Origin of the sequence: Streptomyces sp. NBC_00454 (genome assembly GCF_041434015.1) — a bacterium.
In the GTDB taxonomy this organism is placed as follows: domain Bacteria; phylum Actinomycetota; class Actinomycetes; order Streptomycetales; family Streptomycetaceae; genus Streptomyces.
The window spans coordinates 6,180,381-6,196,268 of sequence record NZ_CP107907.1; the positions used below are offsets into that span (position 1 = coordinate 6,180,381).

The 15,888-nt window shown below is 69.4% G+C and carries 11 protein-coding genes; 9 read left to right on the forward strand and 2 right to left on the reverse strand.

The annotated features are described in order from the left end of the window. Positions 1 to 8 precede the first annotated feature (8 nt). The 6 genes from OHU74_RS28375 (at position 9) to OHU74_RS28400 (ending at position 7,766) form a co-directional block, all read left to right on the forward strand. The gene (locus OHU74_RS28375) at positions 9 to 1,121 is read left to right on the forward strand and encodes a sugar ABC transporter substrate-binding protein (protein ID WP_371618489.1); all 1,113 of its coding nucleotides are present in this window, start codon (positions 9 to 11) and stop codon (positions 1,119 to 1,121) included. A 186-nt stretch (positions 1,122 to 1,307) separates the two neighbouring features. Next, positions 1,308 to 2,096 carry an ATP-binding cassette domain-containing protein gene (locus OHU74_RS28380; RefSeq protein ID WP_112447331.1) on the forward strand — a complete coding sequence of 263 codons (789 nt, stop codon included), beginning with the start codon at positions 1,308 to 1,310 and terminating at the stop codon, positions 2,094 to 2,096. A 26-nt stretch (positions 2,097 to 2,122) separates the two neighbouring features. After that, complete coding sequence (locus OHU74_RS28385) at positions 2,123 to 3,412, forward strand: sugar ABC transporter permease (protein ID WP_371619833.1); 1,290 nt, start codon at positions 2,123 to 2,125, stop codon at positions 3,410 to 3,412. Positions 3,413 to 3,674: 262 nt separating this feature from the next. Then, on the forward strand, positions 3,675 to 5,591 hold the full coding sequence (gene dxs / locus OHU74_RS28390) for a 1-deoxy-D-xylulose-5-phosphate synthase (RefSeq protein WP_330299155.1): 1,917 nt from the start codon (positions 3,675 to 3,677) through the stop codon (positions 5,589 to 5,591). Between the two features lie 121 nt (positions 5,592 to 5,712). Beyond that, a complete protein-coding gene (locus OHU74_RS28395; RefSeq protein ID WP_371618490.1) occupies positions 5,713 to 7,227 on the forward strand; it encodes an amino acid permease in 1,515 nt (504 codons plus the stop codon). A gap of 20 nt (positions 7,228 to 7,247) precedes the next feature. Further along, the gene (locus OHU74_RS28400) at positions 7,248 to 7,766 is read left to right on the forward strand and encodes a GNAT family N-acetyltransferase (RefSeq protein WP_371618491.1); all 519 of its coding nucleotides are present in this window, start codon (positions 7,248 to 7,250) and stop codon (positions 7,764 to 7,766) included. 76 nt (positions 7,767 to 7,842) lie between these two features. Here the strand turns inward: OHU74_RS28400 and OHU74_RS28405 are convergent, their stop codons facing one another. Then, positions 7,843 to 8,916 (reverse strand): LCP family protein, encoded by a 1,074-nt coding sequence (locus OHU74_RS28405; protein WP_371618492.1) that lies wholly within the window; start codon positions 8,914 to 8,916, stop codon positions 7,843 to 7,845. A 239-nt stretch (positions 8,917 to 9,155) separates the two neighbouring features. Between OHU74_RS28405 and OHU74_RS28410 the strand changes: the two genes are divergently transcribed. The 3 genes from OHU74_RS28410 to OHU74_RS28420 all read left to right on the forward strand — a co-directional run bounded on the left by OHU74_RS28410 (position 9,156) and on the right by OHU74_RS28420 (position 14,613). Next, positions 9,156 to 10,709 carry a hypothetical protein gene (locus tag OHU74_RS28410; RefSeq protein ID WP_371618493.1) on the forward strand — a complete coding sequence of 518 codons (1,554 nt, stop codon included), beginning with the start codon at positions 9,156 to 9,158 and terminating at the stop codon, positions 10,707 to 10,709. Positions 10,710 to 10,924: 215 nt separating this feature from the next. Beyond that, positions 10,925 to 13,042: a hypothetical protein gene (locus OHU74_RS28415; protein WP_371618494.1), complete on the forward strand. Its 2,118-nt coding sequence runs from the start codon at positions 10,925 to 10,927 to the stop codon at positions 13,040 to 13,042. A gap of 86 nt (positions 13,043 to 13,128) precedes the next feature. Further along, on the forward strand, positions 13,129 to 14,613 hold the full coding sequence (locus OHU74_RS28420; protein ID WP_371618495.1) for an SDR family NAD(P)-dependent oxidoreductase: 1,485 nt from the start codon (positions 13,129 to 13,131) through the stop codon (positions 14,611 to 14,613). Between the two features lie 89 nt (positions 14,614 to 14,702). Here the strand turns inward: OHU74_RS28420 and OHU74_RS28425 are convergent, their stop codons facing one another. Further along, a complete protein-coding gene (locus OHU74_RS28425; protein ID WP_371618496.1) occupies positions 14,703 to 15,758 on the reverse strand; it encodes a signaling protein in 1,056 nt (351 codons plus the stop codon). Between the last annotated feature and the right edge of the window lie 130 nt (positions 15,759 to 15,888).

Genomic DNA, 15,888 nt, shown 5'->3' on the forward strand with positions numbered 1-15,888 from the left:
TTCAAGTAATGAACACGCGTATGCGCAGAGCCGCCGTAGCCGTCGCCGCCAGCGCCATGGCCGTCTCGCTCGCCGCTTGCGGCAGTGCGAAGGAGTCCGGCAACAAGGCGGACGCCACCAACACCGTCAAGGGCAACGCGATCAAGGTCGGTCTGCTCCTGCCGGAGAACCAGACCGCGCGTTACGAGAAGTTCGACAAGCCGCTCATCGAGAAGGCGGTCAAGGACCTCACCGCGGGCAAGGGCGAGGTCGTCTACGCCAACGCCAAGCAGGACGCGACCACGCAGAACTCCCAGATCGACACGATGATCACCAACAAGGTGAACGTGCTGATCATCGACGCGGTGGACTCCAAGGCCATCGCGGGCTCGGTCAAGAAGGCGAAGGAAGCGGGCATCCCCGTCGTCGCCTACGACCGACTGGCCGAGGGCCCGATCGACGCCTACACCTCCTTCGACAACGAAGAGGTCGGCAAGGTGCAGGGCAAGGCGCTCCTGGAGGCCCTGGGCGACAAGGCCAAGGACGGCCAGATCGTCATGATGAACGGCTCCGTCACCGACCCGAACGCCGCGCTGTTCAAGAAGGGCGCGCACTCCGTCCTCGACGGCAAGGTGAACATCGGCAAGGAGTACGACACCGTCGAGTGGAAGCCGGAGAACGCCAACACCAACATGGCGGCCGCGCTCACCGCGCTCGGCAAGGACAAGGTCGTCGGCGTCTACTCCGCCAACGACGGCATGGCCGGCGGCATCATCACCGCCCTCAAGGCGGCCGGCGTCTCCCCCCTGCCCCCGGTCACCGGCCAGGACGCCGAACTCGCCGGTGTGCAGCGGATCGTGGCGGGCGAGCAGTTCATGAGCGTCTACAAGCCGTACGCCCCCGAGGCCGAGGCCGCCGCGAAGATGGCCGTCGCCCTCGCCAAGGGCGACTCGATCGCCACCACGGCCACCGCCAAGGTCGACAGCCCCACCACCAAGGGCGTTCCGTCCCTGCTGATCCCGGTCGTCTCGCTGACCAAGGCGAACGTGAAGGACACCGTCATCCGTGACAACGTCTACACGGCCGACGAGATCTGCACCGACAAGTACGCGGCCGCCTGCGCCACCCTCGGCCTGAAGTAAGGCCCCGCCGCTCGGCGTCGTCCGAGCCGGCCCCCCATTCCTGTCCGGCGTTCCCGCCTCCATCCCGCCACTGGCGGGGCGCCGGACAGAATCGTTTCTCCTCCCCATGGTCCCCATGGTTTTCCCCAAATACCCCCGTGGTCCTGCTCTTTTGCACGACATCCCCGCCGGTCAGGCGGCAAGGAGATGGTTCATGTGTCCGCTGCGCCCGTACTGGCGTTGCGAGGGGTCTCGAAGCGGTTCGGCGCCGTTCAGGCCCTCACCGACGTAGAACTCGAGATCCACTCCGGCGAGGTGGTCGCCCTCGTCGGCGACAACGGCGCCGGTAAGTCCACGCTGGTCAAGACGATCGCCGGCGTGCACCCCATCGATGACGGAGTCATCGAGTGGGAGGGCCGCCCGGTTTCGATCACCAAGCCCCACGACGCCCAGAACCTGGGCATCGCGACGGTCTACCAGGACCTCGCGCTGTGCGACAACATCGATGTCGTCGGCAACCTCTTCCTCGGCCGCGAGCTCAAGAGGCGCGGCATCCTCGACGAGGTGGAGATGGAGCGGCGCGCCCGCGAGCTCCTGACCACCCTGTCGATCCGGATCCCCAGTGTCCGCATCCCCATCGCCTCGCTCTCCGGCGGCCAGCGCCAGACCGTGGCGATCGCCCGCTCCATGCTGGGCGAGCCCCAGCTCGTCATCCTCGACGAGCCCACCGCGGCCCTCGGCGTCGAGCAGACCGCACAGGTCCTCGACCTGGTGGAGCGGCTGCGCGAGCGCGGCCACGCCGTCATCCTCATCAGCCACAACATGGCCGATGTGAAGGCCGTCGCCGACAAGGTGGCGGTACTGCGGCTGGGCCGCAACAACGGAGTCTTCTCCGTGAAGGACACGTCGCAGGAAGAGATCATCTCCGCCATCACCGGGGCCACGGACAACGCCGTGACCCGCCGGGCGGCCCGCACCGGGGAGGCCCGCAAGTGAGCACCCACAAGCATGCCGCCGGTCCACTGGGCAAGGGCCCGGCAGGCCAGGCACAGCACATCGACCCGGTGAACCCGGCCGCCGCGCACGACGCCATCCCGGCCGTGGACCCCCGCCTCCTCGTACGCGAGCAGGGCTTCTCCGGGTACCTGAACGAGTTCGGCCGCAAGCTCAAGTCCGGCGACCTGGGCTCCGTGCCCGTCGTCCTCGGCCTGATCATCATCTGGAGCATCTTCCAGAGCCTGAACTCGAACTTCCTCGGCCCCGAGAACCTCACCAACATCGCGATCACGATGACGGCCACCGGAATGATGGCCGTCGGCATCATCTTCGTGCTGCTGCTCGGCGAGATCGACCTCTCGGTCGGTTCCGTCAGCGGGGTCTCCGGCGCGATAGTCGCGGTCCTCGCCGTCACCCACGGGGTCAACGAATGGCTCGCCATCGGCGCGGCCGTCGCCGGAGGCGCCCTGATCGGCTCCCTCCACGGCTTCTTCTTCGCCAAGATCGGCGCCCCGGCCTTCGCCGTCACCCTTTCGGGCCTGCTGTTCTGGTCCGGCGCGATGCTGCAGATCCTCGGCAGCAACGGCACGGTCAACATCGACTCCGAGGGCGTGGTCGGCAAGCTGACCACGTACTTCTTCTCGGACGTGGCCGTCGGCTACGGGCTCGCCGCCCTCGCCGTGGCCGGGTACTTCCTCGCCACGTTCTTCGACGCCCGCCGCCGCGAGGCCGCCGGGGTCCCCTCCCGTCCGCTCGGCGAGATCCTGCTGCGCACCGGGCTCCTCGCGGTGTTCACCTTCGGCCCCGCGGTCGTGTTCAACCAGTACAAGGGCCTGCCGCTCGCGGTGGTGCTCTTCCTGCTGGCCCTGGTCGCCACGGACTTCGTCCTGCGGCGCACCACCTTCGGCCGCCAGGTCTTCGCGCTCGGCGGCAGCGTCGAGGCCTCCCGGCGCGCCGGCATCAACGTCAACCGGGTCCGGATCACGGTCTTCGCGATCGCCGGCACCTTCGCGGCGCTCGGCGGCCTCTTCTGGGCCTCCAAGATCGCGGCGGCCAACCAGAGCGCCGGCGCCGGCGACCTCCTGATGAACGTCATCGCGGCGGCCGTCATCGGCGGCACCAGCCTCTTCGGCGGCCGCGGCCGGACCTGGAACGCGCTCCTCGGCGTCATGGTCATCACGTCCATCCAGTACGGTCTGGCCCTGGAGGGAATCGCGACGCCGATCCAGTACATGATCACCGGCGCCGTGCTGCTCGCCACCGTGGTGATCGACTCGGTCACCCGAAAGACGCAGAAGACGGCAGGACGCGCCTGACCGGCCGGGCGGTGGGAACCGCCCGGCCGTCTCGGCGGTAAGAACCGTCACAGTGCCCGGTGCCACTTCATGTGGCGCCGGGCACCTGTGCGTATGTATGTACGTACATCTGTACGGGTATGCCCCCGTTTGGTGGGTGTGACTTCGTGGCGGGGTGTACAGGTATGACAAAGGTGTGACCCGACCGGGACCGCCCGATGATGCCCGCCGCGAGCGGAACATTAGACTCGACAGACCAGCAAGCAACTGCAAGGAGGCACGGGTGCTGCTGACCCGCATCAAGGGACCGCGCGATCTGGACCGGCTCAGCCAGGAGGAGCTCGACCAGCTCGCCGCCGAGATCAGGTCCTTCCTCGTCGACGCCGTCTCCAAGACCGGCGGGCACCTCGGCCCCAACCTCGGTGTGGTCGAGCTGACGATCGCCCTGCACCGGGTCTTCGACTCGCCCAAGGACAAGGTCCTCTTCGACACCGGCCACCAGGCCTACGTCCACAAGCTGCTCACCGGCCGGCAGGACTTCGCCGGCCTGCGCACCAAGGGCGGCCTCTCCGGCTACCCCTCGCGCGCCGAGTCCGAGCACGACGTGATCGAGAACTCGCACGCCTCCACCGTGCTGGGCTGGGCCGACGGCATCGCCAAGGCCAACGAGGTGCTCGGCAAGGAGGACCACCACGTCGCCGCGGTCATCGGCGACGGGGCCCTCACCGGCGGTATGGCCTGGGAGGCGCTGAACAACATCGCCGCCGCCAAGGACCGCCCCCTGGTGATCGTCGTCAACGACAACGAGCGCTCGTACGGCCCCACCATCGGCGGCCTCGCCAACCACCTGGCCACCCTGCGCACCACGGACGGCTACGAGCGCTTCCTGGCCCGCGGCAAGGACATCCTGGAGCGCACCCCGGTCGTCGGGAAGCCCCTCTACGAGACCCTGCACGGCGCCAAGAAGGGCCTCAAGGACTTCATCGCCCCGCAGGGCATGTTCGAGGACCTGGGCCTGAAGTACATCGGGCCCATCGACGGCCACGACATCGAGGCCCTGGAATCCGCCCTGCAGCGCGCCAAGCGCTTCAGCGGACCGGTCATCGTGCACTGCCTCACCCAGAAGGGCCGGGGCTACGAGCCGGCCGTCCAGGACGAGGCGGACCGCTTCCACGCGGTCGGCGTGATCCACCCGGACACCGGCCTGCCGGTCACCACCGACGCCGCCAGCTGGACCTCCGTCTTCGCCGACGAGATGGTCAAGCTCGGCCGGGACCGCAAGGACATCGTCGCGATCACCGCGGCCATGCTCCAGCCGGTCGGCCTGAAGAAGTTCGCCGACGCCTACCCGGACCGGATCTTCGACGTCGGCATCGCCGAGCAGCACGGCGCCACCTCGGCGGCGGGCCTGGCCACCGGCGGCGCCCACCCGGTCTTCGCGGTGTACGCGACCTTCCTCAACCGCGCCTTCGACCAGGTCCTGATGGACGTGGCCCTGCACAAGTGCGGGGTCACCTTCGTCCTGGACCGGGCCGGTGTCACCGGCACCGACGGCGCCTCCCACAACGGCATGTGGGACATGTCCATCCTCCAGGTCGTCCCCGGCCTGCGCCTCGCCGCCCCGCGCGACGCGGAGCAGCTGCGCGCCCAGCTGAACGAGGCCGTCCTGGTCAAGGACGCGCCGACCGTCGTGCGCTTCTCCAAGGGCGTCGTCGGCCCGGCCGTTCCGGCCGTCGGCAAGATCGGCGGCATGGACCTGCTGCGCGTCCCGGGCCCCGAGGTCACCCGTCCGGACGTACTGCTCGTCTCGGTCGGCGCACTCGCCCCGATGTGCCTGGAGATCGCCGACCTCCTCGACAAGCAGGGGATCTCCACGACCGTGGTCGACCCCCGCTGGGTCAAGCCGGTCGACGAGGCCCTGGCCCCGCTGGCCGACCGCCACCGGGTGGTCGTCACCGTCGAGGACAACAGCCGCGCCGGCGGTGTGGGCTCCGCCGTCTCGCAGGCCCTGCGGGACGCGGGCGTGGACGTACCGCTGCGCGACTTCGGCATCCCGCAGCGGTTCCTGGACCACGCCACGCGCAAGGAGGTCATGGCCGAGATCGGTCTGACCGCCCCCGACATCGCGCGGCAGGTCACCGGCCTGGTGGCCAAGCTGGACGGGCGCTACGAGAGCGAGACGGCAGCCACCGTCGACTGACGGCGGCCGCCCGGCAGCTGATCATCTGCGGTTGCACGGCACGGGCCGGAAGGGTCACCCTTGAAGGGTGGGCCTTCCGGCCCGTCTCGTTTCGATGCGGTCTCTCCTGGGAGGTGCGTCGGTGAGCAGGAATCTGAACAGCCCCTTCCGCACGAAATCGGTCGAGCAGTCCATCCTCGACACCGAAGAGCCGGAACACGCGCTCAAGAAGTCGCTCTCGGCCTGGGACCTGACCGTCTTCGGCGTCGGCGTGATCATCGGCACCGGCATCTTCGTCCTCACCGGCAAGGTCGCCAAGGAGACCGCCGGACCCGCCACCGCCCTGGCGTTCGTCGCCGCCGGAATCGTGTGCGCGCTCGCCGCCCTGTGCTACGCCGAGTTCGCCTCGACCGTCCCGGTGGCCGGATCCGCGTACACCTTCTCGTACGCCTCGATCGGTGAGCTGCCCGCCTGGATCATCGGCTGGGACCTGGTGCTGGAGTTCGCGCTCGGCACCGCGGTCGTCGCGGTGGGCTGGTCGGGCTACGTCCGCTCGCTCATGGACAACGTCGGCATCCATCTGCCGGCCTCCCTCCAGGGGCCCGACGTGCAGGGCGGCACCTTCGACCTGCTCGCCTTCGTCCTGGTCCTGGTCCTCACCGCGATCCTGGTCGTCGGGGTGAAGCTCTCCGCGCGGATCACCGGGGTCGTCGTCGCGATCAAGGTCACCGTGGTGCTCATCGTGATCATCGCGGGCCTGTTCTTCATCACGAAGTCCAACTACACGCCTTTCATCCCGCCGGCCAAACCCCAGGAGGGCGGCTCCGGACTGGACGCCCCCCTCGTCCAGCTGATCTTCGGCTACGAGCCCACCAACTTCGGCGTCATGGGCATCTTCACCGCCGCCTCCGTGGTCTTCTTCGCCTTCATCGGCTTCGACGTGGTGGCCACGGCCGCCGAGGAGACCAAGCTGCCGCAGAAGGACATGCCGCGCGGCATCATCGGCTCGCTGATCATCTGCACCGTGCTCTACGTGGCGGTCTCGATCGTGGTGACCGGCATGCAGAACTACAAGGACCTCTCCACCAGCGCCCCGCTGGCCGACGCCTTCAAATCCGCCGGCCATCCGGTCTACGGAGGCATCATCAGCTTCGGCGCGGCCGTGGGCCTGACCACCGTGTGCATGATCCTGCTGCTGGGCCAGACCCGCGTGTTCTTCGCGATGAGCCGTGACGGACTGCTGCCGCGGTTCTTCTCCCGGACCCACCCGAAGTTCCGTACGCCCTACCGCCCGACGATCCTGCTGGGTGTGATCATCGCGATCGTCGCCGGATTCACCAGCATCAACGAGCTCGCCACCCTGGTGAACATCGGCACGCTCTTCGCCTTCGTCGTGGTGGCTCTCGGCGTGATGGTCCTGCGCCGCACCCGCCCGGACCTGCACCGGGCCTTCCGTACCCCGTGGGTACCGCTCGTGCCCGTCCTGTCGATCGCCGCGTCGGTCTGGCTGATGCTCAACCTGCCCGCCGAGACCTGGCTGCGCTTCGGCATCTGGATGGTCATCGGCTTCTTCGTCTACTTCCTCTACGGGAAGTCGCACAGCCGGCTGGGCCGGGGCGAGGGCATGACCGCGAACCCGGCGCGAGAGGGACGCTGAGCATCTCCTACGGTGGGGGCATGGAGATCACCGTAGGGCTGGAGCCCTGGTCAGAAGGCGACTTCTGGCTGCTGCTCCGCAAGAACGAGCCGGCCATGACCGAGCACCTCGGCGGGCCGGAGACGCGGGCCAAGCTGGAGGACCGACACCGGCGTTACCTGGCCCTGAGCGCCCGGGAGCCCGCGGCCGGACGGATGTTCCGGGTCGTCGCCGACGGCGAGAGCGTGGGCAGCGTCGGCTTCTGGGAGCGGGTCTGGCAGGACGAGGAGGTCTACGAGGCCGGCTGGGGGATCCTCCCCGAGTTCCAGGGGCGCGGGCTCGCGGCCGAGGCCGCCCGTGCGCTCATCGCCCACGCGGGAGTCCACGGCACCCGCCGTCACCTGCACGCCTTCCCCGCCGTCGACCACCCGGCCTCCGCCGCGGTCTGCCGCGCGGCCGGCTTCGTACTCCGGGGCGAGATCCAGTTCGAGTACCCGCCGGGGCAGTGGCACGCGAGCGGGGACTGGCGCGCGGTGCTCGGCGGAGGCGACGGGGCCTGACAGAGCCCGGAAACAGCGCGGTCCCGGAGCCTGGGCAGGCTCCGGGACCGATGTGCGCGGGTGTCCGCCCGGCGGGTCAGCCGCCGGTGGCGGGGGACTTCTTGGCCGCGGCCGGGATCGGCTGGTCGTTGCGCAGGGCCTCCCACAACTGGTCCGCCTGCGGCTGTGCGACGACGACGCGGTTGCGGTCCACCTTGTCGTAGTCGACCGGCATCATGATCGTCTCCATGGTGTCCGGGTCCACGCCCTTCATGCTCTGGGCGAAGTCGGCCAGGCCCTTGAGGGAGCCGAGTTCGGAGTCGGTGGTCAGCGACTTGGTGCCGGCGTCGGCGAGCTTGTAGAGCCGGGCCGGGTTGCCGAAGGCGTCCTGCTTCTTTATCTCGGCCAGCATCGCCATCATGAACTGCTGCTGCAGCCCTATGCGTCCGAGGTCGCTGCCGTCGCCGTAACCGTAGCGCGTGCGCACGAACTTGAGCGAGTCCGTGCCGCCCAGGCGGTGCTGGCCGACGTCCAGGTTCAGGTCGTCCTTACCGCCGCTGATGGGCTTCTGGAGCGTGACCGTCACTCCGCCGAGGGCGTCCACCAGCTCCTTGAATCCGGCGAAGTCCACCTCGACGAAGTGGTCGACGCGGATGCCCGACATCTGCTCGACGGTCTTGACCACGCAGGCCGGACCCGCGATGGAGTAGACGGAGTTGAACATGACCCGATTCGCGGTCCTGACCGTCTTGCCGTCCTCGTCCTTGCACTCGGGCCGGGTGACGAGGGTGTCGCGGGGGATGCTCACCGCGGTGGCCTTCTTGCGGCCCTCGGGGATGTGCACGACCATCGCGGTGTCCGAGCGGGCCCCGGTGACATCGCCGTGGTCGAGTTCGGCGTTGGCCCCCGCGCGCGAGTCCGAGCCGAGGACCAGGATGTTCTGCGCGTTGGGGGCGACCTTCGCCGGGCGGTTGTCGGTGCCGATCGCCTGGTTCAGGTCGACGCTGTCGATGTTGTCGTTGAGATGGCCGTACGCCCACCAGCCGGCGCCGCCGACTATGAGGACGAAGGCGAGCAGTGCCACCGATACGGCGATGAACGCCCGCTTCTTACGGCTGGCTCTGCGGGTGGCCTTGCGGGGAAGCGGCGGTGCGTCCGTTGGCTCAGTCATGCCGTAGGTGTCCTCTGGTCCCGTGGGTGGCGGTCGTAACGTGGTGACCGCCGTCCTTGTGGGGAGGCGTGGGCGGCCGGTTGCGCGTGTGGCAGATCCGGAGCCGGAGGGTGGGTCGCCGGCGTGACGCATACCGGGGTCACTATAGGCAAACGTGCACGTCGAACGGGAGTGCCCTTATCGTGCTCGCGAATACGGTGTGAGGGCGCGCGGAGTGCAGCGAAGAGGAGCGGGTTTCCATGGGGTACTTGGCCGGTGGCCGACGAGGTGACCGCCGCGGCGCGGATCCGCAGCTCACGCGGGACTCGGGGCCGCGGGCGGGGACCGGCCGGATCCTCATGGCCGCCACCGGGCCGGGCGCCGCCGCCGTACTCCTGGGCGAGGAGACCGGTCCCGGACCGGTCACCGTGCTCTGCCTGGAGGCCGGTTCGGTCCAGGAGCGGGCCGCGTTCGACCGGGCCGCCGAGGAGGCCGCGGGCCGCGGCTGCCCGGTGGACGGCGCCCCGCGGCCGCTTCCCGCGGAGGACCTCGGCCGGGCCCTGCTGCGGGAGTTGCGCGCCGCGTCGCCGGACCGGGTGCTGACCTGCGATCCGCTGGCCCTGCGCGAGGAGGGCGGCGAGGCGGAGAGCAGCCTGGCGATGGCGGTGCTCGACGCGGTGGAGGCGTACCAGACCGAGACGGGACGTCCGGTGTTCACCGACTGCCGGGTCCTGGACCCGCGGGCGTGGCCCGCGCCCGCCTCGCGCCCGCGCTATCCGGCGCCCGCCGCCTGGGCGGTCTGCGGTACCGACGGCCGGGTCTCCGCCTACCTGCCGGTTCCGGGCGCGGTGGCCCGGTGGACCGAAGGCGCGGACGGGAGCTGGTCGGGCCCGGTGCTGCTGGAGGTCCCGCGCCTGCTGCCCGTTCTGACGGTCGTGCAGGACCCGGACGGCTACGCGAACCTCATCGGCCTGCGCCGGACCGCGGCGGCGGAGGGGGGCTGGAACGTCGAGATCGTCCACGCGATCCAGTACCAGTCGGGCCGGCCCCCGGGCCCCTGGTCCACCCAGACGAACCCGCACCGGGCCGAGCCGCTGCGCGGACGCTTCATCGGGGCGCCCGTGGCCGCCTACGACGCCGACGGCACGATGCACGTCTTCGTCCGCAACGACAAGCACAACGTGAACGCCTGCCGCCGGCGGCCCGACGGGACCTGGTCGGGCTGGGGGCTGCTCAGGGGCGCCAAGGTCGCCGACGAGATGGTCGCGCTGCGGGGCCCGAACGGAAAGGTCGAGCTCTACGCGCGCCACCGCGACCAGCCGGGCGCGGCCCGCTGGCATCGAGGGCCGGACGGTAAATGGGCGGTGGACCTGAGCCCGAACGTCCACGCCCTCCCGGGCAGTCTCGCCGCGGTGCCGGAGGACGGGGCCCTGCGCTACCGGTACTCCGAGACGGGCGAATTGTGCCAGTGGCCGCTCGGTGCCTACGGGCCGCTGAGCCTCAACGCCCCGGCGGTGCGCGGCCGGGCGGCCGGTGCGGCGGGCGTGGCCATCGGTGGATGGAGCTGCACGGTGCTGGCGGCCGAGGACGAGCAGGGTCATTGCGTGATCGGGACCTATGTGGACGGCCGTCTCGACGGCGGGGTGTGGTGGATCGCGACCGACCAGCGGACCCTGATGCCTCCGGAGGTCATTCGGAAGCACGATGGGACCGTGATCGTGGTCACATTGGGGCCGGGCGGATCCCTGGTGACGATGCGACAGGTGGCCAATGGGCAGGCGTTGGAGTTCGAGCCCTGGCTTGATCTCGCCTAGGAATTGGGGCAGATGGACCGAATCCGGAAGGGCTTTAGGGTTGCCTTAAGGCCTTATCCGTTATTTATCTGTGATCTGCCCGAGGGGTACGATCCTCACTCCAGGTAAATGTCGGGTGAGGGCTTGGTGTCACCGCGGGGAATTCTCGAACGTCAATGCGACGTCCGGGCCCGATGGTTGGATCGGCCTCAGTTTCGAAGAGGAGAGGCCGAAGGGTGATTGCCGCGCTGATTCGCCATGCGGAGATCAGCAAGGACCGGAACGTACTCGTTCTCATCCTGCTGTTGGGCAGCTATCTGGGCATGCTCATCGCGGCCGTGCTCGGCGTCTTCTGGGTCTTCACCGCGGCATTGGTCGTAAGTTACTTTTCGGACATCTACCTCCACAAGTGCGAGCCGGACCTCATCAAGTTCCTCGGCAAGCTCAAGTGGGGCCTCAGCATTCGCGTCCTCGTGCGCGAACTGGCCGTCCTGGTGGTCCTGCGGGGCGTCACCGGAGCGGGTGGCGAGGACTTCGCCGTCGTCTTCCTCGGTTTCGTCGCCGTCCATGCGCTGCGCCTCGTCTACACGTTCCTGTGCATGTTCATCAAGCGCCGCCGCGCGCTGCCGGTGCGCGTGCGCAACCTGGACCTGAGCAAGCTCAACATGCCCGAACCGCCCCCGGAGCGTGCCTTCAAGGGCTACGAGCGCAAGCTCCTGTACCTGGACACGGGCGTCATCATCGGCGCGCTGGTCGCCGAGCACACGCAGATCGTCGGTTTCGGCGTGCTCGGCGTAGCCGCCTCCGTCACCGTGGCCGTGGTCGGCATGCTCATGCTGCTGCCCACCGTCAGCGCCTGCCGCAAGGTGCCCAGCCACGAGCGGACCTTCAAGATCCTCAACGACCAGGTGGCCAAGTACCGGCCCGAGGTCGTCCTCTACTTCAGCTACGCGGCCGGCGCGCGCGACTCCGCGTACCAGGTCAACATGTGGCTGGACACCCTCGCCCGACTCGGCCGCCGCCCGATCATCGTGCTCCGCGAGGTCACCACGCTGCGCTTCCTCGCGTACACCCCGCTGCCGGTGGTCTGCATACCCAAGGCCGATGACCTCAGCCTCCTCGAACTTCCCGAGGCCCGCGTCATCCTCTATCCCGCCAACGCCGGCAAGAACGTGCACATGCTCCGCATCGCCGAGGCCAAGCACGTCTTCATCGGGCACGGCGACAGCGACAAGCTCGCCAGCTCCAACCGGGTCAGCAAGGTCTACGACGAGATATGGACCGCCGGCGAAGCCGGTGACGACCGCTACCAGCGACTGCGCGGCACCATCCCCTCCGCCGCCCTCGTACGCGTGGGGCGCCCGCAGCTGCACGCGGTCGAAACCGTGGGCCGCCGTCCGCGCGAGCGCATGACCACCGTCATGTACGCCCCGACCTGGGAGGGCTGGACGGCCGACCCGTACCACACCTCACTCGTCCTGATGGGTCAGAAGATCATTCGGATGCTCCTGAACCAGGCCGATCCGGTCCGGGTCATCTACAAGCCGCACCCGCTGACGGGCAAGCGCTCCGCCGAGGCCACCCACGCCCACCGCAAGATCATCGCGATGCTGGAAGCCGACAACGCCCGCCGCGACAAGCTGGCCGGCGTCAACACGGCCAAGTCCCTGGCCCGGAGCGACAAGAAGCTCTCCGAGCTCGAAGGCCGGATGGGCAAGCTCAAGTCCTGGACCGTCGTCGGCGTCTACGGCATCTGGTACAAGGACCGCGCCGCGCTCGCCCGGCCGCCGAAGGAGAGCTGGAACGCCCTCCAGGACGAGTGGCACGAGTCCTTCTGGGAGCCCCGGGGCGAACGCCACCAGGTCGTCACCGGCCAGCTGCCCTCCCTGTACAGCTGCTACAACGAGTCCGACCTGATGATCAGCGACATCTCCAGCGTGGTCTCCGACTTCGTGCAGAGCGAGAAGCCGTACGCGGTCTGCAACCCCTCCGACATGGACCCCGAGCTCTTCAAGCAGCTCAACCCGGCGGCCTCGGCCGCCTACATCCTCGGCCCGGCCTGCGATGAACTGCCCCAGTGCGTGGCCGCCGCCGACACGGGCGGAGAGGACCGGCTCGCCGAGCACCGCTCGATCCTCAAGCGCTACCTGCTCGGTGACGGCGACTCGATGGTCCGCTTCAACGACGCGGTCAACGCGCTCTTCGCGCAGGGCATCGCCGAGTTCCCGCCCGGAGACTTCGCGGAGCCGATCCTGGCGAACCCCTTCACCCGGGGCCGCACGGTGAGGCACGACGAGACCATGCCGATCCGGATCCTCCCGGAGCAACGGAACTCCATGCAGCACTACTTCTGACGGTGCGCCCCGCCGCCGACCCGGCGCCCGCGCCGGGCAGGCCGGTGCCCGCCCCGTTCCACCGTCTTACCCATCGAGGAGTCGACTTGTCCCGCAACGCCCGTACCATCGCCGTGGTTCTCGCCGGGGGTACCGGTCAGAGGGTCGGTCTCGCCATCCCCAAGCAGCTCGTCAAGATCGCCGGCCGGACGATCCTCGAGCACACGCTCACGATCTTCCAGAACAACGACGCGGTCGACGAGATCCTCGTCGTCATGCACGCCGACTACGTCGGCGACGTCGAGAGGATCGTCGAGGCGGCGGGCCTGGACAAGGTGACGGGAGTCATCGCGGGCGGCTCCACGCGCAACGAGACCACCTGCCGCGCCATCGACGCCATCACCGCCGCCCTCACCGAGGGCGAGCCCGACCCCAAGGTCCTCTTCCACGACGCGGTCCGGCCGCTGCTCTCCCAGCGGGTCATCGACGACTGCGTCCGCGCCCTGGACAAGCACGAGGCGGTGGACGTGGCCATCCCGTCCGCCGACACCATCATCGTCACCCGCACCCACGGCGACGACGGGGAGTTCATCACCGACATCCCGGACCGCTCCCGGCTGCGCCGCGGGCAGACCCCCCAGGGCTTCCTGCTCTCCACCATCCGCCGCGCCTACGCCGTGGCCGCAGGCGACCCGAACTTCGAAGCCACCGACGACTGCTCCGTCGTCCTGCGCTACCTGCCCGACGTACCGATCCACGTGGTCGAGGGCGAAGAGCACAACATGAAGGTGACCCACCCGGTCGACATCTTCATCGCCGACAAGTTCTTCCAGCTCGCCCACCAGGCCGCCCCCACGCACGGGGACGACGCGACCTACCGCGCCGCCCTGGCCGGAAAGAGCCTCGTCGTCTTCGGCGCCAGCTACGGCATAGGCGCCGATGTCGCCGCCTTCGCCGAGTCCTACGGCGCGAGCGTCTTCCGCTTCAGCCGCTCCGGTACCGGCACCTACGTCGAGGACCCGGCCCACGTGGAGAAGGCCCTCGCCGAGGCCTACGACAGGGCCGGCCGGATCGACTACGTCGTCAACACCGCGGGCCTGCTGCGCACCGGAAAGCTCGCCGAGACCGACCACGAGACCATCGAGACCGCCACGCTCGTGAACTACCTGGCGCCGGTCCACATCGCCCGCGCCAGCCACCAGTACCTCGCCAGGACCCGTGGCCAGCTGCTCCTCTACACCTCCAGCAGCTACACCCGCGGCCGGGCCGGCTACAGCCTCTACTCCTCCGCGAAGGCCGCCACGGTCAACCTGACCCAGGCGCTCGCCGACGAGTGGGCCGCCGACGGCATCCGCGTCAACTGCGTCAACCCCGAGCGGACCCGCACCCCGATGCGGACCAAGGCGTTCGGGGAGGAGCCCGCGGGCTCCCTGCTCACCTCCGAGTCGGTCGCCCAGACCTCGGTCGACGTGCTCATCTCGGCGCTGACCGGGCACGTGATCGACGTGCGTCGCCAGGACCCCTTCAAGACGGTCGTCGCGCCCGAGGGTGACCTCGCGTCGGCGTTCGCGAAGCCCGACGACGAGATCTGACGACTGGATCCGACGACGGGGTCGGACGACGGGATCCGGATCCGACGACGGGATCCGACGGCCCCGTACGAAGACGCGGGGTCGGCCGGTCAGCGGTGACCGAACGAGTGGATCGCCAGCATCCGCCCGCCCGCTTCCCCCGTACCGAACCCGACGCACAGCCGCGGCGGGTCCGTCAGCCGGACCGAGAGGCCCTCCGGCTCCCGGTACGGCAGCTCGCGCCCGGCCGTCAGGGTCGCCCGCCCGGCCGGCCTGCCCGTGGTCAGATCGATCGCGGTCAGCCGGGTGTTGCCCCCGCGTGAGCGGGGGTTGTCGCCACTTTTCGCGGTGTACGAGTTGCCCGCCAGCTGGTAGACGACGTCCCCGTAGAGCGCGCAGCCCTGGAAGGTCTCGGAGTCCTTCCGGCCCACCTGGCGCACCTTGTACAGCTCGGTGTACCGCCCGGCGACGAAGTCCTCCGTCCGGTACACGGAGTAGTACTGCCGGGAGGGATCGTCCGCGGGCCAGTACGAGACCATCACCCGGCCCCCCGCCATGTCGAGCACCGGCTGGTTCGCCTGGGACCCGGGGGACACGCGGTGGTGGACCACCGAGGGGTCGGCGCTGTCCAGCGTGGTCCCCTCCCGGAACGGCACCCGGGCCACGGCCCGGCCGTAGCCGTTCGCGGGATCGGCGTCCGACTCCGTCCAGATCCAGACTCCCGAGCGGTGCGGCTGGACCCCGATCGAGACTCCGTGGCCGAAGCCGCGCAGGTACATGAACTGCGGGTCCCCGGTGCCCGGTGCGGGCAGCCGGGTCACGCACATGTCCCCTTCCGCGGCGCGCTGGTCGGACGGGAGCTGGCGGTCCTCGCCCCGGAGCCGCAGGCCGCCCTGGACGAGCTGCACCGCGTACACGTCGCCGCGGGCGTCGTCGAAGGCGAAGGACTGCGGCACGGTGGTGTTCATCAGCGAGGTGGGGGCCAGCAGTTGCTGGTCGGTCCTCGTGTCGAAGGCACCCACGAGGGGAGAGTCCGGCTCGGCTCCCGGGTCCGTGATCCACCCGGCTCCGGAGAACCGGGCGGCGAACAGGCCTCCGGTCAGGGCCGCGGCGGCGGTGCCGCCGCCCAGGAGCAGGGTCCGGCGAGAGATGTTGAGTTGGGCCACCGAACGAATCCCGCCTTGTTTCTTTTCACTGTGCGGTCACACCAGGATGGAAGATTCTTTCACGAAAAGACGACTGCCCGTCCGTGGGGATTCCACGGACGGGCAGTCGCAATCGTCGATCCGGTGCGCC